The following is a 20,346-nucleotide window of genomic DNA, read 5'->3' on the forward strand; positions in this document are numbered from 1 at the left end:
TGTGCAGATTCATCTTAATATAAACTATTAACCAATAGATTCAATCTCACCCATATCATTGAGCAATACAGAAGATCCTACTGATAAAGATGAGATAATTTCACTAATTTTTTCCATTAAAGGTAGTAAATGATCAGGACGAGTGCTGCGAGAATCTAAAACAATAATTCTCAAAATTATATTAGTTAAATTTTGTTGATAGGGAAGATTTTTATCGGCTGTAATAAAGGCATCAAAAGGATATTTTTCAGCTAAATCAAGAATTTCTCGATCTTTCAACCCACGCCATCCCATATCATTAACATTGTAAACTATGTCGCCTTTCCTTAAAAAAGGTTGTTTGAGTTTTTTACTCAAAAGATTTTCATCTAGTAATATAATCATCAAGCACAGCGTTCTTGAGCGATGATCAATTTAGCTGTATTTTCCAAGACTTTCATAGTTTGAGTCTCCAGATAGGGAAAATCACTAATAAACTCAGCTAATCCATTCTCCCCTTCGAGATAGTCAAAAAATGTTTGTAAAGGAACACGAGTTCCCACAAAAACAGGAACTCCACCCATAATTTCGGAATCGCGGTGAATAATTCCTTGAATTTCTAATAAGTTATTTAGCGTCATTTCTCATTCTCTAAAGATAATTTCACTTTTGATTATAGCTTGAGATATAAAGGCGGGTTTTATAGATTCCGCGCAGAACTTGGAATTTGTTTGTCTAGCCCCAGACTTCTAGTAGTTCGTCAAATTTATTTTGACGGATAATGATAGGAAAAAACTTCTGTTTTTCCCTCCCCTACTCCCCCCACTCCCCTACTTGCCTTTACCCGTCATTTTTGGATTGACAGACTACTAGTCTGAGGACAATTATTTTTCGGCGACGATATTAATCGCTTAACAATGCTTCTACAAATTCATGACTAGAGAATGGACGCAAATCTTCAATTCCTTCACCAGCCCCAATAAAACGAATGGGTAAGCCTAATTGCTGAACAACAGCGAGGGCGACACCTCCTTTGGCTGTTCCGTCTAATTTGGTTAAAACAACGCCGCTGAGTTGGGCTGCTTGGGAAAATACTTCAGCTTGTCGCAATCCATTTTGTCCTAAAGTAGAATCAAGAACTAACAGCGATTCTACACGGGCATTGGGGGCTTTTTTATCAATGATTTTGCGGATTTTGCTGAGTTCGTCCATGAGATTTTTCTTATTTTGCAGTCTCCCAGCGGTATCTATTAATAGTAGTTCGGTTTCTCTAGATTGAGCAGCAGCGATCGCATCAAACACCACGGCTGCCGGATCTGTGTTTTTCCCAGGATTGGCGATAACTTCAACACCGCTTCTCTCTCCCCAAACTTTGACCTGTTCCACAGCCGCAGCCCGAAAGGTATCCGCCGCACCAATTAAGCACTTGTAACCGGATTTATGTGCTAGGTGAGAAATTTTACCGATGGTGGTAGTTTTTCCCGCCCCGTTAACTCCGGTAATTAACCAAATGGTCAGGGTGTCTTTTGCCGGTGCAAAACTAGGTTTGTCTTGATTTTGCAAGGGTGCATCTAGGATATCTCGGAGAATTTCTTTGAGATAAGCGATCGCTTGTTCTGGGGGAGTAACTTCTGCGAGTAATTTCTTTTGTAACGCACTAATAATATAATCAGTTGCCTCTACCCCCACATCTGCCTGTAGAAGTAATGATTCAATTTCATTGACAGCCTCTTGATTAAGAGGCCCCTGACCAACAATTGATTTTAGTTGGTTAAGAATATTCCGCCGAGTTTTATCTAAACCTTGACGGAGTTTTTTCAACCAAGTAATTTCTTCCAGGGAAATATCTTCAGCTTTTCTCCCTTGGGCGGCTAAAACCTTTGCTGACCACTTAAACCCATCATCAAATACCAGTTCTGGAATCTCTATTTCTGGTGCTGTCGGAGTTATCTGTATTTCGGGAATTTCGGTTTCTATGGCACTAGCAATTAATTTCTCTTGTTTAGCTTGTCTTTCGGCCGCAGCCCGTTCTAAAAAAGATAAATTAGCTAATTCTGGTTCTGGTTGTAGTTCATTAACAACATCTTCAGTAATTTCTGCGATGGTTGCATCTATTTCTATCGGTGCAGTTATTTCCCCTACTTGAGTTTCTACTATTTCTTGACTGATAGTATCTTCTTCAACCGCTACAGATAATTCTGTTTCTAGTTGTTGTTTTTCTTGAATATTTTTATAAGCAGCTTTAGCAAAAGCCAACAAATCCGCCGTATCTGGTGCGGTTGTTTCTGGTTCAGTTGCTTCTACTGCGGGTGTTTCTTCCTGAGATTGGTTTTCAGGAGTATCAGCAGATTCATTATTTGGACGACGAAACCAATTAAAAGCCATTGTAGTTTATTTTAGATAAAAATTTAATTAGGATAGGAGTCACCGAGTCACCGAGTCACCGAGTCACCGAGTCACCGAGTCACCGAGTCACCGAGTCACCGAGTCACCGAGTCAGGAGTTAAGAAAGAAAGAAAGAAAGAAAGAAGGAATAAAAGTCTTACCAATGACCAATGACCAATGACCAATGACCAATTTAAACAGTTTGTTTTTGTTCACTAACTCGACGGAGAACACCATTAATAAAACGGTGGCCATCTTCTCCACTGTAGCGTTTAGCTAATTCTACAGCTTCGTTAATAGCAATGCTGTCGGGAACTTGCATGAATTTTATTTCTGCGGTGGCTATTTGGAGGATATCTCTATCAATTTGAGCTAGACGGGTAACTTGCCAATCTACTAAAGCATTAGAAATAGATTCTTCGATAGCTTGATGGTTCTCGCTGACAGTAATAATAATCGCTTTAGCGTAATTACGAACTTCTTTATTTTGATTGGCCGACTGAATTAATTCTGGAAAATCAACAGATGTACCTAATTGATTGATAGCTATTTGGGTATAGGAAATTGCCTCTTTCAGCATGGTTCTAGCTGTATTCAAATCCGCAGCTCTCGTTTCGCTGGTTAATAGGCGATCATTACTCCGTTGCAGTTCTCCTGCGGCATTGTTCAATGTGTCCTGTACTTCTACTGTGAGAGTCCGAACTGCTCCTAAAACTAGCTTAGAAACTAATTGCTCGTCTGATAGGCTTTCTAGTTTTTTAGGGTTGATTGGTAATTGGCTCAAGGCTAATAGTGCCAATTCGCGGGCTATTTGTTGGGGTTTACGATGCTGCATACAGTTGGGATGATGAAAAATATGTGAGTTCTAGCGCAGATGAACAATTAGCTTATCTATTTTTTGCTCACTTTACTAGGTTGGTATCGAGTTTAGTTTCTATTTCTGGAATTTCCTGCTGTTTTATTTCCAAAGATGATATTGCTGACAGTGCAGGGAGGTGAGAAGGCTGGATATTGGGGGACACTATACCACCAGACACAACGATTTTAAAAGCATCTTCAACAGATATAGAGAGATTAAGTACATCCTCTTCTGGTACTATCGCATACCATCCTGTGGTCGGATTGGGTGTAGTGGGAATAAACAGGCTAATTACAGGACGAGATATTTGACTTTGGATTTCATTGCTCATTGCTCCAGTAACAAAGGCGATCGCCCAAATGCCCGGACGAGGGTATTCTACTAAGACTACCCGGCGGAATTTACCATTAGAATCTTTTAACAGAGTTTCTAATAGTTGCTTGAGGGTTTTATATACCTGTCCAGCTAAAGGAATGGCTTGCAATAGCCGCTCACCGAAATCCAATAACCACCTTCCAGCAATGTTTCTAGCCATTAAGCCAATAGCCAAAATACTTAATAATGGCACGGCTAATCCTACTAGTAAATTAAGTATATTTACTAAAATCGGATTTAAGCCATCAAAGGGATTGAGTTGTTTAGGAACTTGGGTGAGAAAGTTAATTACCCATGTGGCTATGGTAATTGTTAACCAGATGGTGGTTGCGAGGGGAATTACCACCAGCAAACCAGCAATCAGGTCATTTTTGAAGTCTTGTTTCCACCTTTCCATTCCCAAACCCCGATTCTCCTTATTTAGCTTCGTTAAACTGTTGTGATTATTTTCCATTTCAGCAAATTAGTCACATTGCGAATATCAGAAACTGATGACAACAGGTGTCAGTGTCTTACAATAGGCTACTTCTTACTGTTAAAAAACGCCTTTTGTGTCCCTCTTTAATGGCAAAAAGTCAAGCTATCGCTACAAAAGTTCACAATTTTCCTTGTTCAATGTAAATATAGCCATTAACCCACCGTAATGGCGGCTGGTAAATCTTTTAGAGTGTTACTTATCTTTGTAATACTTGTAAATTATTGTTGCAAGTCTGAGAGATATTATCCATCCTACCGCGCTATATCGCCAAATGCTCACAATTTAGGAATGACTAAGTAGGTTGGCGTTGAAAATTGTCGTCATAGCAAGGCAAGAGGCAAGAGGCAAGAGGCAAGAGTAAAGAAGTTTTCAGCAATTTTACATTTCTTTACACAGTTTGGTTTTATTGTGTTCACCTACTTATTTGGAGTTAATGGGAATTAATTTTCGATCACTTCTCTCACCAAACTTGCCAATTTATCTACACTATCAGGAACAGCGACCGATGCAGCTTTCTCTGCCATTCTCCCTAATTCTGTCGGAGATTGCAACAAATTCAAAACCTGAGTCGTAAATATTTCTGGAGTCAAATCCGACTGTTTAAAGGATAAAGCCGCACCAGCTTTAGTAAACACCTCTGCATTATAAGACTGATGATCTTCCGCTGCAAAGGGATAGGGAATCAAAATTGCTGGAGTACCACAAACTGCCAATTCTGTCAAGCTACCCGCACCAGAACGACTAATAGCTAAATTAGCTCTTCGCAACAAAGCCGCCATATTATTATAAAAAGCCAAGGCTATATATTGAGGATGTTGAAGACTGTTAATATCGGGATCATTATCACCCGTCAAATGCACTATATAAGCCCCAGCTTGAAACAAAGCGTCCGCGGACTGTCGGACTAATTTATTTACGGCTACAGCCCCCTGACTACCACCAAACACCACAATTAGAGGAACACCATTAGGAATAGGTAAATCTAAAGTGTTATTAACAGTTTCATCTAAGAATTGAGAACGAACAGGAGTACCCACACAGATAGTTTTTGTCCGAGGTAAATATTGAGTAGTTACATCAAATCCTATCGCTACCACATTACACCAAGGACCAAAAAAGCGGGTAACTTTGCCGGGTAAAGCATTGGATTCATGAAAAACCACAGGTAAACCCAAAGAACGCGCTGCAATTACCGCAGGACCGGCAATATAACCCCCTGTGGTGAAAACTCCTTGGAACTTTCCTTGTTTAAGAATACGTCTGACTTTGAGAATCGAGCTGATCAATTTCCACAAGGTGCGGATAGAACCAAGACTCAAACCTTGCTGAAAACCTTCAACAGCGACCGTATTTAAAGGATATGTCTGGGGAACTAACTGAGTTTCTAGCCGATTTGGCACACCCAGCCATTCAATATTGTATTCTGGCAGTTTTTCAGCCAATGCGATCGCCGGAAACAAGTGTCCACCTGTCCCACTAGCTGCTATAAGTAATCTAATTGATGGATTTACCATTCCCGCCTATACCATTTATCGCCTAATTTCATTAAGATAAAACAAATTCCTGATCTTGTATCATCAAATCAGTAAAATCTTCCTTATGACTAAAATTATCCCTTTATTAATGAAACGTAATAAAACATTAACTGTGAGTATTTCCCTAATTTCCAGTTTACTGGCAATTGGTTTATCCAGCACTTGGCAATTGGCTCAAGCTGGTCAAACCGGAAATGCACCCGCTACACTCACGAATCTATTAACACAAATTGATAATGCTGCTAATCAAGGTAATGTCAATGGTGTAATGAAATTTTATAGCCCTACATTTACTCATGGTGACGGCTTAAACCGCAAAGCAATGGAACAGGCTTTAACAGGACTTTGGAAACGATATCCTAAATTGCGTTACACGACCAAGCTAGAATCCTGGAAATCGGAAGGTAATACAATTATTGCGGATACTGTCACCACCATTAGCGGTTTACCTGCATCTGGTAATAATAATTTAACCCTTAACTCTACCATTAAATCGCGTCAAAAAGTCACAGGTGCAAAAATCGTTCATCAAGATATTTTATCAGAACGGACTCAACTAACTGCCGGTAGTAAACCACCCCAAGTAGAAATTAAATTACCACAACAGGTAAAAGTTGGGGAAAAATATAGTTTTGATGCCATTGTCAAAGAACCATTAGGTGAGGATTTTCTGCTGGGAACAGCTATAGAAGAACCCATTCAAGGTAATAAACTTCTCAACCCCACAATTGCAAATTTAGAATTTCTCAATTCTGGTGGACTGTTCAAAATAGGACGCGCACCTTCTACTCCCGGACCTCAATGGATTTCCGCAGTAATTCGCAGAGGTGAAGATATGACTATTATTACTCAACGGTTACAGGTTGTTAAGAAGTAGTTATTGGTGATTGGTGATTGGTCAGTGGCAAAGAAAAACAACTGACAACTGTACGGGCGAAGCATTTGGAGAAGTATTTTTGGCAATGACCGATAATTTATCTTCCAAATGCTTCGCCCCTACTGACAACTGTACCGGCGAAGCATTTGGAGAAGTATTTTTGGCAATGACCGATAATTTATCTTCCAAATGCTTCGCCCCTACTGACAACTGTACGGGCGAAGCATTTGGAGAAGTATTTTTGGCAATGACCGATAATTTATCTTCCAAATGCTTCGCCCCTACTAACAACTGTACCGGCGAAGCATTTGGAGAACTATTTTTGGCAATGACCGATAATTTATCTTCCAAATGCTTCGCCCCTACTGACAACGAACAACTGACAACTGACAAATTCATGCAAAATCAAATTGTTTTTATTACTGGTGCAAGTAGCGGTATTGGCGCTGCTTGTGCCAAGATTTTTGCTCATGCTGGTGCAAAACTGATTTTAGCTGCACGACGTTGGGAACGGTTACAGCAATTAGCTGATTCTTTAGATATCGCAGCGGACAAAATCCATTTATTACAACTTGATGTGTGCGAGCGCTTGGCGGTAGAATCGGCTATTGCTAACTTACCCTCATCTTGGAAAAATATTGATCTTCTGATTAACAATGCTGGTTTAAGTCGCGGTTTAAGTAAATTACATGAAGGCGACTTTCAAGACTGGGAAGAAATGATAGATACTAATATCAAGGGTTTACTTTACCTTACCCGTTATGTTGTACCAGGAATGGTAGAACGGAATCATGGTCATGTCATCAATATCGGTTCTATAGCGGGACATCAAACCTATCCTGGTGGTAATGTCTATTGTGGGACAAAAGCAGCCGTTAAAGCCATTTCTGAAGGCTTAAAACAAGACTTATTAGGAACTGCTGTGCGAGTAACTTCTGTAGACCCTGGAATGGTAGAAACAGAATTTAGTCAAGTGCGTTTTCATGGTGACACAGAACGGGCTAAAAAGGTGTATGCAGGTATTAAACCCCTAACTCCTGATGATGTAGCTGATGTGATATTTTTCTGTGCCACTAGAGCGAGTCACGTTAATATTAACGAAGTTATACTTATGCCAGTTGACCAAGCCAGTGCCACCCTAGTAAACCGTCAAGTGTAACCCTCTTTCCCAGCCGGAGTCTGGGAACGAGTTGACAGTTTCAGATTTGTGTGTTATCGTGAATGAAACCAAGGCTGTAAAAGTTTCTATTAAATTAAATAGCTCGAATTTCTGAAAAGTCACGAAGTCAAAAAAAAGATCGCTCCACTCCGTTACGCTTGGCAAGGGTAAAGAGGAAAAGAGCAGAGGGCAAAAGAGCAAGAGTGTAAAGGGCTACTAAGTCCTCGCCGCACCACTACATACAACCCGAAAACCAATAAAGTTGCTGCTGTAGGCGAGAAGGTTGCTGTAGCGATAAGCAGAACGGCAATTCCCAGGATAGTGGTCCCACGAACCACCGCGCAGCAGCCTAGCGTTTTGATTAGTTTCGCTTATCCATGCACTTCCATCATTAGGCGCACCCTCATAGTTATTATGCCAAGTATCAGCGCACCATTCCCAGACGTTGCCGTGCATATCATATAAACCAAAGGCGTTGGGCTGAAAAGTTCCTACAGGAGTTGTTCTTCCTCGATATTCTCCCTTGGGGGCATTACCATAGGTGTAGTTACCATTATAGTTTACCACATTTGTGGTGATTGTGTCACCAAAAGCAAAAGGTTTTGCAGAACCGGCACGACAGGCATATTCCCATTCAGCTTCACTGGGTAAACGGTATTTTTGTCCTGTTTTCTTCTCAAGCCTAGCACAAAACTCAACGGCATCATTCCAAGATACTCGCTCTACAGGTAGTTTATCACCTGGGAAGTAGGCAGGACGAGAATTTAATTCTCTAGCAACTGGAGGACAGGAATAAACGACTTTTTCCCATTGTTCTTGAGTAATAGTGTATTTTCCCATGTAGAAGGGCTTCACCGTTACATAGTGTTGGGGACGTTCATAATCTAAACTGTCTTTCTCTGTTTTTGGTGCGCCCATGTAAAATGTCCCACCAGGAATATAAACCATCTCCAATTTTACACCAAAACCCAAATCTTGGCTAAAAGATTGATTTGAAGATGAATTTGGAGAAGATTTAGGTAATTTATTTAATTCCTCTTGACGTTTTTCTATTACTTGTTTGATTGACTGAATTCTATTCTCCAACTTATTACGAAGACCTGGATCATTTTCATTACGTTTTTCATTTTCATACTCTTTAAGCAGTTGAAAATCTTTGTTTAATTCTTCTTCAATGTGCTGACGCAAATCCACAGTTTACTTTCTCCCTAATTTCTGCATAACTAACTCCCAAGCAGACTTGATATTAAAACCAGTTCCCAATTCTAATTCACCTTCATAATTAATCAAAAAAGGAACAATCGGTAAAGTTACAGTAATTTTATGTCTAGCATCTAATTCAGGAGATTTGATAATTTCGGCAATTTCTGCTTGACTATTGGCAGGTAAAGAAGGTATACGTGATTCTATAAACGCCAACATTTCCAGCATTTCTGACTCAGATACTTGATTAGCTGCTACTGCATTTAACATATTTTCTGTAAAAGCTAATTGAGTCTGATTTAGCTGTTCAATAAAAACTCTCAAAATTGCTTGTTCAGAAGCTTCATAACGAAGTAAAAGTGAATCTTGCTTAATAAGAACAATATTTAATTTTGCGTCTATTTGCTGTAATTGGTTTTCTATTATTTGCAGTTGATTTCCTACTACCTGGATTTGCGGTGTAGGTATACCAGTTAACTGTTGTTCTAATTCTGTATATTCTTGTTTATAATTATCAATAGATTCCTGTTGTCGTTTAATTTCTTTTTTATATTTTTTTAATGTTCGAGGGTTGTCTTCAACAGTTAAGGCTTCCTCAAATTCTTTCAGTAATTTTTGATCTTGAGTAATATGATCTAGTAAATCTGTCAACCTTTGTTGGAAAATCTGGGAAAGCATGGATTAAATGCCTTAATTTGGGGATTGTTGAGGGTTTACGGAACTTTTCAACCTAGTGTATCATAAATATCCCCTAAATTAGCTATTAGTCATTTCAAACTTTTGCGCTATGCTATCAAATAGATAAATACAGATTATACTTAGCTAATGCACCCTGCCAATATGTAACTTGCGTAGGTTCTACCAGAAATTGTCCAGAGGATAGAATTAAATGTCTAAACAATTGATTGAGTTGATGACACTAGCGGACGCACTTACACCAGATGAACAATTGAGTTTAATATCACACCTTGTCCAAAGACTCAGCTTTTGTGAGATATCACCTAAGCCACGTCGTAATCTCACCGAACTTGAAGGAATTGCACCGAATTTATTAGGTGGTATGGATGCTCAAGAATATGTTACACGCATGAGACGTGGTGAATTTCCAGATTTAGAACTTGCGAATTTAGGTGGTGCGCTACACTGAGTTAATCCAGATTAACGCACCCGATAGTTAATTAAGGAACAATCAAAACAGGACAGGGAGAAAGGTTAATTACCCGCATGGTGACGCTATCAGTTGCGCCTTCTTCCGTTAAACCTAGTCCTCGACAGCCCATAATAATTAAACTGGCCTCAACTTCATCAGCAACATCACAAATAGTAAAGGCTGGTTTACCTTGTCTTTCTAGTAATTCGGTTATAATTCCTTGTCCAGAAAATAAGGTTTGGGCATTTTCTAGAAGTTTGGCAACTGCTTCTGGAGATACCATAGGACTGGTAGCAGGTGCTTCTGGGTCGGGTTCTTCAACGACTGAAAGCAAAATTAAGCGACTGCCATAAGTTTGCACAATATTGGCAACTATATCAGCGGCCTCTCTGGCTTCTCGACTTTGATCAATGGGAAATAAAACTGTTTTAAACATATCTCACCTCTGCGCCCCTCACTCCGGTAAAATCTTGATGGTCATATTTTGAAGACAATAACAAAAAAGTAATCAGGAGAGTTGTACTGTGTCTAAAAAAAGTTTAGCAAGTTTATCTGCGGCTGATATATCTGGAAAACGCGCTTTAGTACGAGTTGATTTTAATGTGCCTGTGGATGATCAAGGCAACATTACCGATGATACCCGGATTCGGGCGGCGCTACCAACTATCCAAGATTTGACCCAAAAGGGTGCTAAGGTCATTTTAACAAGCCATTTCGGTCGTCCCAAGGGTGTAGATGAAAAATTGCGTTTAACCCCGGTTGCTAAACGTCTTTCTGAGTTGTTAGGACAGGAAGTTATCAAAACTGATGACTGTATTGGTGATGATGTTGCTGCTAAAGTTGCGGCTTTGGACAATGGCCAAGTGCTATTGTTAGAAAATGTCCGCTTTTACAAGGAAGAAGAAAAGAACGACCGCGAATTTGCTCAAAAATTGGCAGCAAACGCTGATTTTTATGTAAATGATGCTTTTGGAACTGCACACCGCGCTCACGCTTCTACTGAGGGCGTAACTGAGTTTTTAAGTCCTTCTGTGGCTGGTTATTTGGTTGAGAAGGAATTGCAATATTTACAAAGTGCAATTGAAGAACCTAAGCGTCCTTTGGCGGCTATTATTGGCGGTTCTAAGGTTTCTAGCAAAATCGGTGTGATTGAAACTTTGTTGGAAAAGTGCGATAAGTTGATCATTGGCGGTGGGATGATTTTCACCTTCTATAAAGCCCGTGGTTTGAATGTTGGTAAGTCTTTGGTGGAAGAAGATAAGCTAGAATTGGCAAGAGAGTTGGAAGCTAAAGCCAAAGAACGTGGTGTGGCTTTGTTGCTACCTACAGATATTGTTTCTGCTGATAAGTTTGCGCCTGATGCTAATGCTACTACTGTCAGCATTGAAAATATCCCTGCCGATGGTATGGGTTTAGATATTGGTCCTGATTCTATCAAGGTTTTCCAAGCGGCTTTGGCTGATTGTCAGACTGTGATTTGGAATGGACCTATGGGTGTGTTTGAGTTTGATAAATTTGCTGCGGGTACAGAAGCGATCGCTCATACTTTAGCAGAAATTGGCAAAACCGGCGCAACTACCATTATCGGTGGTGGTGACTCTGTAGCGGCTGTGGAAAAGGTCGGTTTAGCTGACCAAATGAGCCACATTTCTACCGGTGGTGGTGCTAGTTTGGAGTTGCTAGAAGGTAAGGTTTTGCCTGGTATTGCAGCTTTAGATGAAGCGTAAGCTGTTAAATTTCGATAATTGATAACAAATTGAGTAGGGGTGTAGTTTTACATTACCTTACTCTTTTTGTTAGCATTTATCTACTAGCATTAGGAAGTTAGCCAAAGGTAAAATTATGGAAACCCAAGAATTAAAAGCCTTGATTAAGGAGATAGTTCAAGAAGTATTACAACAAGAAAAACTAACGCTTTATCATACCTTGTTACCATATATAAATAATACAGAAAATCAAGAATGGAATCAATTTTCTCTTGAACAAGCTATGAGAGGTTTAGAAAATGATCATCTCCCCGAATACACAGAAGCGGACATTATAGAAAAATGGCAATAGTTGGTCAAATTGTTTTATTCAAATTTCCCCAAACGAATCTGGCAATTGGAAAGTTACGCCCAGCACTTCTAATTAAGCCATTAATCAACAATTATGATGATTGGCTAGTTTGGATGATTTCCACTAAAACAGGGCAAGAATTGACTGGAATTGACGAAATTATTACACCCAATGATCAGGATTTTAAACAAACAGGTTTAAAATCAGAAAGCGTTTTTCGAGTCTCACGTTTAGCAGTTGTATCAGAAAAGATATTATTGGGAAAAATTGGTGAAATTTCCACAGAAAGATTAGAGCGAATTAAAATAAATCTGGCAAACTGGATTTTAAGTAATTGAGTTTAGGCAGTATTTATTATGTTACATAATAACTTATAAATAAGATTCATAAGCAGCTATTTCTGCATCTAATTCACGGCGATTTGCAGCCATATCTTCTACAAATTCATCAAAAAGTGGATCGTCTTTGAAAATACCATCAAACTGAACAAAAGGATTAGATTTTTCAATATCTTCTGGCAGAATGTGTATGTTTTGAACAATCTCAGTTTGTTCTATTTTGTGATCAAGATTAATCTGATTAATTTTTTCATCAACAATTCTATTAATCAAGGATTCTAAATCCTGTAAAGTCAGTTCGGTAATAGCCTGATTATTTAGCATTTATGATTTACCTCCAGTGGTAATATCAGGTTTGTTTTAACTACAGTTTATATAATATCAAAATTGTCTGTTAACTAAACTGGTTTAATTCTAGCATACTTGCTTACTGGGGAAAAAATCAGTCAATTGTCAATTTAAGTATATTTCGTGTATATTAGTAGATATTTAATCATAAACGTATCTACTACTACACAACCATGAATCAGATATGTTGTCTCAACCCGGAATGTAATAATCCCTCAGTTCCCGAACAAACTCCCTCAGTTCCCGAACAAACTCAATTATGTCCTAACTGCAACGTTGCTATAGTCATATTGAAAAACCGCTATCGTCCGATTAAATCATTAGGTAGTGGGGGATTTGGCAAAACCTATTTAGCGGAAGATGTTGACAAATTAAACGAAAAGTGTGTCATCAAAAAATTTGCACCTCAAATCCAAGGAACAGCAGGACGAAAAAAAGCCACAGAATTATTTTTACAAGAAGCGCTACAATTACTAAAACTCGGCAAACATTCACAAATTCCCACTCTGTTAGCTTATTTTGAAGAAAATAGCTGTCTGTATTTAGTACAAGAATTCATTGACGGTGAAAATTTATTACAAGAATTAGAAAAACAGGGAATATTCTCAGAATCAAAAATCCGCGCCTTATTACAAGATTTATTATCCATTCTGAAAGTAGTTCACCAAGATGGTGTAGTTCACCAAGATGGTGTAATTCATCGAGATATTAAACCAGAAAATATTATGCGTCGTCGTAGTGATGGTAAATTAATATTAATTGATTTTGGGGCATCAAAACAACTCCAAGGAACAGTTAAAACAGGAACATCAATTGGTACTTTTGGTTATGCACCTTTAGAACAAATGCGGGATGGGAAAGTATATCCAGCTAGTGATTTATATAGTTTGGGTGCGACTTGTTTTCATTTACTAACAGGAGTTCATCCTGGGGAACTTTACCAAGAATATGGCTATGAATGGGTGAAAACTTGGCGTGTTCACTTACAAAAACCTGTTAACCGAGACTTGGACACAGTTTTAGATAAATTATTACAAAAATATTATCAACAGCGTTATCAATCTGCTCAAGCAGTTTTACAAGATTTAAAAAATTCAAAATTAACAACTAAAACGACTTATCAAGCTTCACACAAATCTTCTCAAATACCATCTCAGCAACAAAAGTCACCGTTACAAACATCACCTATTCAAGTTAAATCAAAGCAAAATTCAATTATTCCAAAGCGGCGTATTTCTCAGCCAAATAACTCACTTGGGATAATCATGTGGAGTTCAATAGGAATTTTCGTGCTGGGAATAGTTTTTTTAGGAACTCAATCGGCTCACATTCCAACTATTTGTAAATCACTGGATAACTGTGCTAGTGATGAGGAATTTAGTTCTAAATACAAACAAGCAAAAGATATGGCTGTTACTGCTCAAAAGTTGTCCGAGAGTGCCAAGAATGTGGAAGAATTACGAGCATCTCAACAACAGTTACAAGATGCGATCGCTCAATTAAAAACTATACCAACATCTGCTAAGATATACAATACTGCCCAAAATGAACTTTCGGATTATCAAACTCAATTAACTAAGATACAACGTCGTTTAGATAAAGAAAATCAAGCTCTTGACTCCATCAACCAAGCCGGACAACAGGCTAAAGATGCAGAAGAACAGATGAGAAAGGCTAATGAACTTGAAGACTATGAAGCGGTTAAGGAGAAATGGGATAAGGCACTGGCGATTTTAAATGATATCCCTTCTGATGTTTTTATTTCAGTTACTAATCTGAAAAACAGTTATGAGTCAAAAAAGGAAAAAGTAGTTGCTATAATTCAAGATTTGAACAAGCCAACACCATCACCTGAACCAACACCTACATCAACTCCTACACCTGATCCCACTCCAACACCAACTCCTACTTCTGAACGGACTCCAAGTTTATCAGATCCAAAATGGGATTATAGTGTTTTTAATTCTAGAAAAACTTACAGCGACACAGAAATACAATATATTTTGAAATCAGGAGCTAGATATGATGATTCTAATAAACAGGTAGAGTGGATTGTTGATAAGAAAATCACCTGTTTTCGATTTGATGAAACATACACATTTTTATTCTGTTCTTCTTTACCTTTAAACCGAGGGCTTAGTGCTGTATTTAAGGATGTAGATGGAGTCCCTATTGGTTCTCAGGTTCTTTTTGAAGATGGAGGGAATAATCCAAAGCGAGAAAGAAATATAACTACATATCGCTATAGATATATATTAAGCATTCCCGATTCAGTGTGGTCAGGATGGTCAAAAGTTAGTCAAGTTATTATTGAAAAACAGTAAGTTAGTAGGGTCCGTCAGTATGAGTAATTTATCGGTGTGGTTGGGATTTATAGCGCTGACGCACTCCAAGTTGAGATAAAAGTGCTGATTTTCTCATTCAACTTTCTAATTCAAGCATAATTGTAGAATATAAAAATAGTCTCATGTCTCTTGATATAAGTAAATATTTCCATCCTCAAGGAATTGCAGAACTTTGTGCGATCGCTCATACTTAAATCCAATCTTTGATCAGTTGAATATTTTGTATTTTTGGATAAATAGCATTGTACAATTTTGCATCAGCAGTGATAAATTTACAGTTTTCTCTAATGCTTAAAGCTAGGTAAAGGCTATCGTAGACAGTTCTTTGATAATTCACTGCAAACTGATAGGCATCTTTTAATAATTCATCGGCAGGGAATATTTTTAATTGTATTTGTTGAAATAAATCAATTATCATCTCAGCGTCCTGATTTGTTAAACCTTGAAATCGCTGTATTTTCCAAACAATATTACCAATTTCTGCATAAATTAAGTCTGGAGCAATCAAGGTAATTTGTTGTGATTGATAAGCATCAAGAATTTTATTTGCTTCTAATGAATAATCTTGAGCAATAAACCATTTAATGGCTACACTGCTATCAATGACAATTTTATCTGTGATCATCTGTCTCTATCTTCTCGCAATAATTCTGTCAAATCAGAAAATTCACCATATTTTTGCTTTAAGCTTTCTTGAAAAATATGTATGTTTTTAACAAGTTCAGACTGTTCTATTTTGTTATGTTTAGCGAAATTTATTTGATTAATTTTTTCATCAACAATTCTATTAATTAAGGATTCTAAATCCTGTAAAGTCATTTCGGGAATAGACTGGTTTAGCATATTTGATCTACCTCCAGTAGTAATATCAATTTTTTTTAAGCTATAGTTTAACTAAACTGAGCTTTATTATAGTATACATTCGTATTAGGAAAAATTCATAAAACTTTTGGTATGTCACCAATAACCGTTCAGATACTTCCAGATAACGCAGGAGTTCTGGATCTAGTGTTCCTAGAAGGGGAGCATCTGGATCACGCACACGAACTATATCTATTGCTGGGTTAAGACGCAAAACAGCAAACTTTAGCTTTGGTGACAAATTTTCATCGAGCAAGAAACAGATTTTCATACAAGATTTAACCGCTCCTGTTCTCGTTGCGCTTTGATTGCTCTCAAACGCTGTATCATTGGAGAGGGATTAGCAGCAGCCTCTTGAAGTCCTTTGATTTTATCTTACTTGACAAAGGCTTCTTCGTGGGAGCTTAATTTCTGAATTTTATGTGTTGTGATTGTGCTTGCTGCGGATACGGAAGCGAACTGATAAGTCAGAGCTTGCGATATCGCCCATACTCTAGCAGAAATTGGTAAAATTTGGACAACAACCGTTATCCTTAGTGGTGTATCTGTCGTTGATAGCGTTATCAGCGCTATGCTAGAAATAGCAAACTTCAAGGAGAGAGCAAATCATGGAAGAATTACTAGAACTCAGAGAATTAGTGGTTTCTGGCAACCTAGAAGCGGCTCTATCTTTAATTGATGAATTAGAAGAAATGAGTAAAGAAGATAAAATCAATAAAATTTATAGTTATTGTGTAGTGCTTTTAGTCCATTTAATTAAACAACAAGCAGAAAAAAGGACAACTCATGCTTGGGATGTTTCCATTCGGAATGCTATTGATGCAATTGAGCGGATCAACAAACGCAGAAAGTCTGGAGGATATTACATGGAAAAAAAAGAAATAGAAGAAATTTTACCAGAAGCTTATAATAGAGCTTTAGATAATGCTTCTTTAGAAGCTTTTGGCGGAATTTATGATGAATTAACCTTAAAAAATATGGTAGATCAAGAATTAATTATTAAACAGGCATTAAATTTTATTTTTAATTAAATAAAGCGCGAAGTTGATTAATGAAAAAATTCTTTTCCTATTAACTATCTACAATTAATAAACCAAATTAAGGAAAACAATATGAAACTACAAACTCGCAAACATATTTACACCCCTGAAGAATATTTAGAATTAGAAGAAAAAGCACTTTATAAAAGCGAATATCGCAATGGAGAAATTATACCTATGACTGGTGGCACGACAAATCATAATCAAATCGCGCTTAATTTTGCATCATCTTTATTATATGTTATTAGAGGAAAAAAATATCGTGTTTTTATTGGAGATGTGCGTTTATGGATTCCTGAATATAGAGAATATACTTATCCTGATGTGATTGTAACTGATGGAAAACCTATTTATGCAGGTAAAAATAATACTACTGTGACTAATCCTTTGTTAATTGTTGAGGTTTTATCCAAGTCTACAAAAAATTATGATCAAGGGGATAAATTTACTTTTTATCGTTCTATTCCCCAATTTAAAGAATATGTTTTAGTAGAACAAAATCAATATCAAGTGATGCACTATAGCAAAACTAATGAGGGAGAATGGATTTTTAGAGAATATAAATGTGAAAATGATATTGTTAAATTGCAATATCTTGATTTTGAAATTAGTTTAGTAGACATTTATCAAGATGTTAATTTTGACGATAAAGAATAATATCAAGTTCGGATAATTACTTACGATATACAGCAATTTCTGGTGTTATGAGGTACATATTCAGCGGGCAAGATGCCCGCACTACAAGAGCGAAATCTGCTGTAAAAGGTCAAATTATGGAAACCCAAGAATTAAAAGCCTTGATTAAGGAGATAGTTCAAGAAGTATTGCAACAAGAAAAACTAACGCTTTATAATACCTTGTTACCATATATAAATAATACAGAAAATCAAGAATGGAATCAATTTTCTCTTTAACAGGCCATGAGAGGTTTAGAAAATGATCATCTCCCTGAATACACAGAAGCGGATATCATAGAAAAATGGCAATAGTTGGTCAAATTATTTTATTCAAATTTGTTAGATTGCTGATATTTTCAATATGGTTATTGCTCAATTTTCCAAATCGCTTGGATAATATACGCACCAATAAATTTGTTGCTTGTCGAATTTCACTAACTATTAAATCGGTGGTTAGAAACCGCGTCTACACAGGAAAAACCCACGCAGGTGGGTTTCAAACCTTTGATTTTTGTTTAGTCCGCGCCGGCGGACTTTATTTGTGTAGCCGCGACTTCTAGTCGCCAAAGCTTAACTATTTTGATTAGTTGATTCAGGTTTAGGAACTATGGGATTAGGAAGAGGTGGAGGTGTAGGGATTTTCGATTCTGGATGGGTTTTGCTATTAGTTTGATTCCAAAGAATCATAGACAACAAACCATCTGCTAAACCGTTATTACTACCATTATTACCACCAACAATGATATCAGGAATAATGCGGACATGATGATCACCGACAATTTCCATCAACTGCATAGCTGTGTAACCTTGTAAACCCACTGCTTGTACACCTGTCCGGTAGGTTTCTGCTTTGGCGTTACCTGTGGCTCGGATACCTTCTGCTCCAGCTATGGCTTTGAGTTTAATAGCTTCAGCTTCACCTGTTGCTTGCTGAATTTGGGCGTTAGCTTGTAACTCGGCAATTGTCACACCTTGTTCCGATTTTACCAAATCTTGCTGAATATCTGCGATCGCTGTTTCCCTGACCAACATTTGCCGTTGGGTTTGTGCCATTTGCTGAACTTCGTAAGTTTTGCGTTGTTCCTCAGCAATTTTCCGGTCTGTCAGCGTGTGCATTAATTCATTCGGTGGGGTAATCAAACCAATCAACGAATCCACTGCTTGGACATCATAAGCACGTAAGGCAGATTTAACGTATTCAGAGGCTTCTACTTGGCGCTCGCTTCGGGCAATCAAGAAATCCAGGATAGTATATTCTTGAGCCGAGTTGCGGAAATAATTCCCCACAATGGGACGCAAAACCTGATCAATGACATTTTGCATCGAACCTAAGCGGGAAATAACTTTCGGTGCATCTGAAGCACCAATGTGGATAATTTGGAATATCTCCAAATCAAAGCTAAAACCATCAAATGACAGAAGTTTCAGTGCCTTTAGATTTGTATCATACCCATGCTGACCACTAATTCTATCAGTAAAGTTTAAGACAATATTCGTTGTCGGCACTAGTTCAACTTTCATCACTTTAGTGTTAAGCGGGTGTTTCCCAGGATATAAAGGCTCAACCCAAACACCCTTATGTCCTTGATTGACCAAATTTCCGTGAGTGAAAGATGCCCCGCTCACATCTTCCTGTTCTTCACCGACAAAAGAAATCACCACACCCACATAACCGATAGGGATTTCAGTCATCGGTACTTGTTCAATATTTACCAACCAAGGATTCAGATTCCACGAACCCGACAATAATACCTGTTCTTGCAAACCCCGTTGTCCCCCAGCGTCAATAAACTTTTGACCATTCTGAAAATTATTATGTCCAGTAATAGCACGCCCAGCAATTTCACCGGCGGCAATTGGTGAACCATCCAAAGTAGTCACAATCCCAACTTTTTCTGCGGCTATTTCATAGATTTTTAACTGTTCTGGACGCATACCCTCTAGACTGGCATTTCCGGCTGTAATCACTTTAAACAGCGCTGTATTGATGCGGTAAGTACCTGCGGTGATAAAAGCAATTTGCCGTCCTTTCTCCCCACCTTTGGTTAAGAATTTCCGAGCATCTTGAAAATTATCACATTCGACAATTTTGCCCAAAATCCGTTCTGGAGGGTTAGAAGCGCCATCTGCGGCGACAATCAGAGCGATTTGACCTTGGGGGACAACAATTACTGATTCTTTTTTAACTGCATATTGCCAAGGCCAATAACCCCAGTGCCAACCAGGGGCGAGGGTGTCCGCTTGTAAGCCCGCTTCACCATTCAAAGCGATTAATCTACCAGGAGGTAGTCCTTTACCGGAAAGGGTGAATTTTTTGACAACAATACCAACTTCCCGTTCACCGATAACTACCAGTCCACCAAAGAAGAAACAACCACCAATAATGATCACAGGAATAATGATTAAAGGTTCAATCCCCATGGCTTGATAGGGGATTTGGCCAGTTACAGACTGAGTAACTGATTGTTGGGTTTGGGTAGAGGGGATTGAGACAGAAGTTAATTCTTTGGCTGTCAGTGTTTTTATGGGAGTGGCATTAACAGCATTAACACCACCGGCTAAGGCTAAGGCTGCAATTGCAGATGTAGCCAAGCTGACAAATTTATTTTGCTTACTTTTATCAAGAGAAAATGGAAAGCTTTTCATATATCTGCCTCTTTGGGCGATTAATCATCTAAG

25 protein-coding genes are annotated in these 20,346 nt (G+C 38.1%); 10 read left to right on the forward strand and 15 right to left on the reverse strand.

All coding sequences use genetic code 11. The annotated features are described in order from the left end of the window. Positions 1–27: 27 nt before the first annotated feature. The 6 genes from ANA_RS13940 to murG form a co-directional block, all read right to left on the reverse strand. A complete protein-coding gene (locus ANA_RS13940) occupies positions 28–384 on the reverse strand; it encodes a hypothetical protein (RefSeq protein ID WP_015080698.1) in 357 nt (118 codons plus the stop codon). Continuing rightward, positions 384–620 (reverse strand): DUF433 domain-containing protein, encoded by a 237-nt coding sequence (locus ANA_RS13945; RefSeq protein WP_015080699.1) that lies wholly within the window; start codon positions 618–620, stop codon positions 384–386. The genes ANA_RS13940 and ANA_RS13945 overlap by 1 nt, the downstream gene beginning before the upstream one ends. 262 nt (positions 621–882) lie before the next feature. Further along, positions 883–2,364: a signal recognition particle-docking protein FtsY gene (ftsY, locus tag ANA_RS13950; RefSeq protein WP_015080700.1), complete on the reverse strand. Its 1,482-nt coding sequence runs from the start codon at positions 2,362–2,364 to the stop codon at positions 883–885. Between the two features lie 193 nt (positions 2,365–2,557). Further along, entirely contained in the window at positions 2,558–3,199 is a 642-nt protein-coding gene (gene nusB, locus ANA_RS13955) for a transcription antitermination factor NusB (RefSeq protein WP_015080701.1), read from the reverse strand. Positions 3,200–3,266: 67 nt separating this feature from the next. Next, positions 3,267–4,052, reverse strand: a complete 786-nt coding sequence (locus ANA_RS13960) for a DUF502 domain-containing protein (RefSeq protein WP_015080702.1) — start codon at positions 4,050–4,052, stop codon at positions 3,267–3,269. Positions 4,053–4,516: 464 nt separating this feature from the next. After that, positions 4,517–5,590, reverse strand: a complete 1,074-nt coding sequence (gene murG / locus ANA_RS13965; RefSeq protein WP_015080703.1) for an undecaprenyldiphospho-muramoylpentapeptide beta-N-acetylglucosaminyltransferase — start codon at positions 5,588–5,590, stop codon at positions 4,517–4,519. An 85-nt stretch (positions 5,591–5,675) separates the two neighbouring features. Here murG and ANA_RS13970 point away from each other — a divergent pair, with 85 nt between their 5' ends. Further along, positions 5,676–6,488 (forward strand): hypothetical protein, encoded by an 813-nt coding sequence (locus tag ANA_RS13970; RefSeq protein WP_015080704.1) that lies wholly within the window; start codon positions 5,676–5,678, stop codon positions 6,486–6,488. A 21-nt stretch (positions 6,489–6,509) separates the two neighbouring features. On the opposite strand, the gene ANA_RS24705 is transcribed toward ANA_RS13970, so the two are convergent. After that, positions 6,510–6,860: a hypothetical protein gene (locus tag ANA_RS24705; protein WP_235081854.1), complete on the reverse strand. Its 351-nt coding sequence runs from the start codon at positions 6,858–6,860 to the stop codon at positions 6,510–6,512. 25 nt (positions 6,861–6,885) lie between these two features. On the opposite strand from ANA_RS24705, the gene ANA_RS13975 reads away from it, so the two are divergent. Next, complete coding sequence (locus ANA_RS13975) at positions 6,886–7,647, forward strand: SDR family oxidoreductase (protein ID WP_041458444.1); 762 nt, start codon at positions 6,886–6,888, stop codon at positions 7,645–7,647. A 216-nt stretch (positions 7,648–7,863) separates the two neighbouring features. Here ANA_RS13975 and ANA_RS13980 read toward each other — a convergent pair whose 3' ends face one another. Together ANA_RS13980 and ANA_RS13985 are read right to left on the reverse strand one after the other, a co-directional pair. Continuing rightward, the gene (locus ANA_RS13980) at positions 7,864–8,841 is read right to left on the reverse strand and encodes an SUMF1/EgtB/PvdO family nonheme iron enzyme (RefSeq protein ID WP_015080706.1); all 978 of its coding nucleotides are present in this window, start codon (positions 8,839–8,841) and stop codon (positions 7,864–7,866) included. 3 nt (positions 8,842–8,844) lie between these two features. Beyond that, positions 8,845–9,528: a hypothetical protein gene (locus ANA_RS13985; RefSeq protein ID WP_015080707.1), complete on the reverse strand. Its 684-nt coding sequence runs from the start codon at positions 9,526–9,528 to the stop codon at positions 8,845–8,847. Between the two features lie 211 nt (positions 9,529–9,739). Here ANA_RS13985 and ANA_RS13990 point away from each other — a divergent pair, with 211 nt between their 5' ends. After that, positions 9,740–9,997 (forward strand): hypothetical protein, encoded by a 258-nt coding sequence (locus ANA_RS13990; protein WP_015080708.1) that lies wholly within the window; start codon positions 9,740–9,742, stop codon positions 9,995–9,997. Positions 9,998–10,028: 31 nt separating this feature from the next. Here ANA_RS13990 and ANA_RS13995 read toward each other — a convergent pair whose 3' ends face one another. After that, positions 10,029–10,436: a universal stress protein gene (locus tag ANA_RS13995; RefSeq protein ID WP_015080709.1), complete on the reverse strand. Its 408-nt coding sequence runs from the start codon at positions 10,434–10,436 to the stop codon at positions 10,029–10,031. Between the two features lie 88 nt (positions 10,437–10,524). Between ANA_RS13995 and pgk the strand changes: the two genes are divergently transcribed. From pgk to ANA_RS14010, 3 genes are all read left to right on the forward strand, one after another. After that, positions 10,525–11,727 (forward strand): phosphoglycerate kinase, encoded by a 1,203-nt coding sequence (pgk, locus tag ANA_RS14000; RefSeq protein WP_015080710.1) that lies wholly within the window; start codon positions 10,525–10,527, stop codon positions 11,725–11,727. A 115-nt stretch (positions 11,728–11,842) separates the two neighbouring features. Then, positions 11,843–12,058: a hypothetical protein gene (locus ANA_RS14005; RefSeq protein ID WP_015080711.1), complete on the forward strand. Its 216-nt coding sequence runs from the start codon at positions 11,843–11,845 to the stop codon at positions 12,056–12,058. Beyond that, the gene (locus ANA_RS14010) at positions 12,049–12,396 is read left to right on the forward strand and encodes a type II toxin-antitoxin system PemK/MazF family toxin (RefSeq protein ID WP_015080712.1); all 348 of its coding nucleotides are present in this window, start codon (positions 12,049–12,051) and stop codon (positions 12,394–12,396) included. The genes ANA_RS14005 and ANA_RS14010 overlap by 10 nt, the downstream gene beginning before the upstream one ends. A 33-nt stretch (positions 12,397–12,429) precedes the next feature. Here ANA_RS14010 and ANA_RS23625 read toward each other — a convergent pair whose 3' ends face one another. Then, the gene (locus tag ANA_RS23625) at positions 12,430–12,720 is read right to left on the reverse strand and encodes a hypothetical protein (protein WP_015080713.1); all 291 of its coding nucleotides are present in this window, start codon (positions 12,718–12,720) and stop codon (positions 12,430–12,432) included. A gap of 197 nt (positions 12,721–12,917) precedes the next feature. Here ANA_RS23625 and ANA_RS27115 point away from each other — a divergent pair, with 197 nt between their 5' ends. Beyond that, positions 12,918–15,068 (forward strand): protein kinase domain-containing protein, encoded by a 2,151-nt coding sequence (locus ANA_RS27115; RefSeq protein WP_015080714.1) that lies wholly within the window; start codon positions 12,918–12,920, stop codon positions 15,066–15,068. 211 nt (positions 15,069–15,279) lie between these two features. Here the strand turns inward: ANA_RS27115 and ANA_RS14025 are convergent, their stop codons facing one another. From ANA_RS14025 to ANA_RS14035, 3 genes are read right to left on the reverse strand one after another with little or no spacing between them, the layout of a single operon-like run. After that, positions 15,280–15,714: a type II toxin-antitoxin system VapC family toxin gene (locus ANA_RS14025; protein ID WP_015080715.1), complete on the reverse strand. Its 435-nt coding sequence runs from the start codon at positions 15,712–15,714 to the stop codon at positions 15,280–15,282. Continuing rightward, complete coding sequence (locus tag ANA_RS14030) at positions 15,711–15,932, reverse strand: hypothetical protein (RefSeq protein ID WP_015080716.1); 222 nt, start codon at positions 15,930–15,932, stop codon at positions 15,711–15,713. Before ANA_RS14030 ends, ANA_RS14025 begins: the two co-directional genes overlap by 4 nt. Before the next feature lie 40 nt (positions 15,933–15,972). Continuing rightward, positions 15,973–16,221 (reverse strand): DUF5615 family PIN-like protein, encoded by a 249-nt coding sequence (locus tag ANA_RS14035; protein WP_015080717.1) that lies wholly within the window; start codon positions 16,219–16,221, stop codon positions 15,973–15,975. Between the two features lie 337 nt (positions 16,222–16,558). On the opposite strand from ANA_RS14035, the gene ANA_RS14040 reads away from it, so the two are divergent. The 3 genes from ANA_RS14040 (at position 16,559) to ANA_RS14050 (ending at position 17,904) form a co-directional block, all read left to right on the forward strand. Then, positions 16,559–16,981 (forward strand): DUF29 family protein, encoded by a 423-nt coding sequence (locus ANA_RS14040; protein WP_015080718.1) that lies wholly within the window; start codon positions 16,559–16,561, stop codon positions 16,979–16,981. Between the two features lie 81 nt (positions 16,982–17,062). After that, a complete protein-coding gene (locus ANA_RS14045) occupies positions 17,063–17,647 on the forward strand; it encodes a Uma2 family endonuclease (protein WP_015080719.1) in 585 nt (194 codons plus the stop codon). Positions 17,648–17,694: 47 nt separating this feature from the next. Further along, positions 17,695–17,904, forward strand: a complete 210-nt coding sequence (locus ANA_RS14050; protein WP_015080720.1) for a hypothetical protein — start codon at positions 17,695–17,697, stop codon at positions 17,902–17,904. Between the two features lie 333 nt (positions 17,905–18,237). On the opposite strand, the gene ANA_RS14060 is transcribed toward ANA_RS14050, so the two are convergent. Further along, positions 18,238–20,313 (reverse strand): SPFH domain-containing protein, encoded by a 2,076-nt coding sequence (locus ANA_RS14060; RefSeq protein ID WP_015080722.1) that lies wholly within the window; start codon positions 20,311–20,313, stop codon positions 18,238–18,240. Positions 20,314–20,346: the final 33 nt, after the last annotated feature.

Source organism: Anabaena sp. 90, from assembly GCF_000312705.1.
In the GTDB taxonomy this organism is placed as follows: domain Bacteria; phylum Cyanobacteriota; class Cyanobacteriia; order Cyanobacteriales; family Nostocaceae; genus Dolichospermum; species Dolichospermum lemmermannii.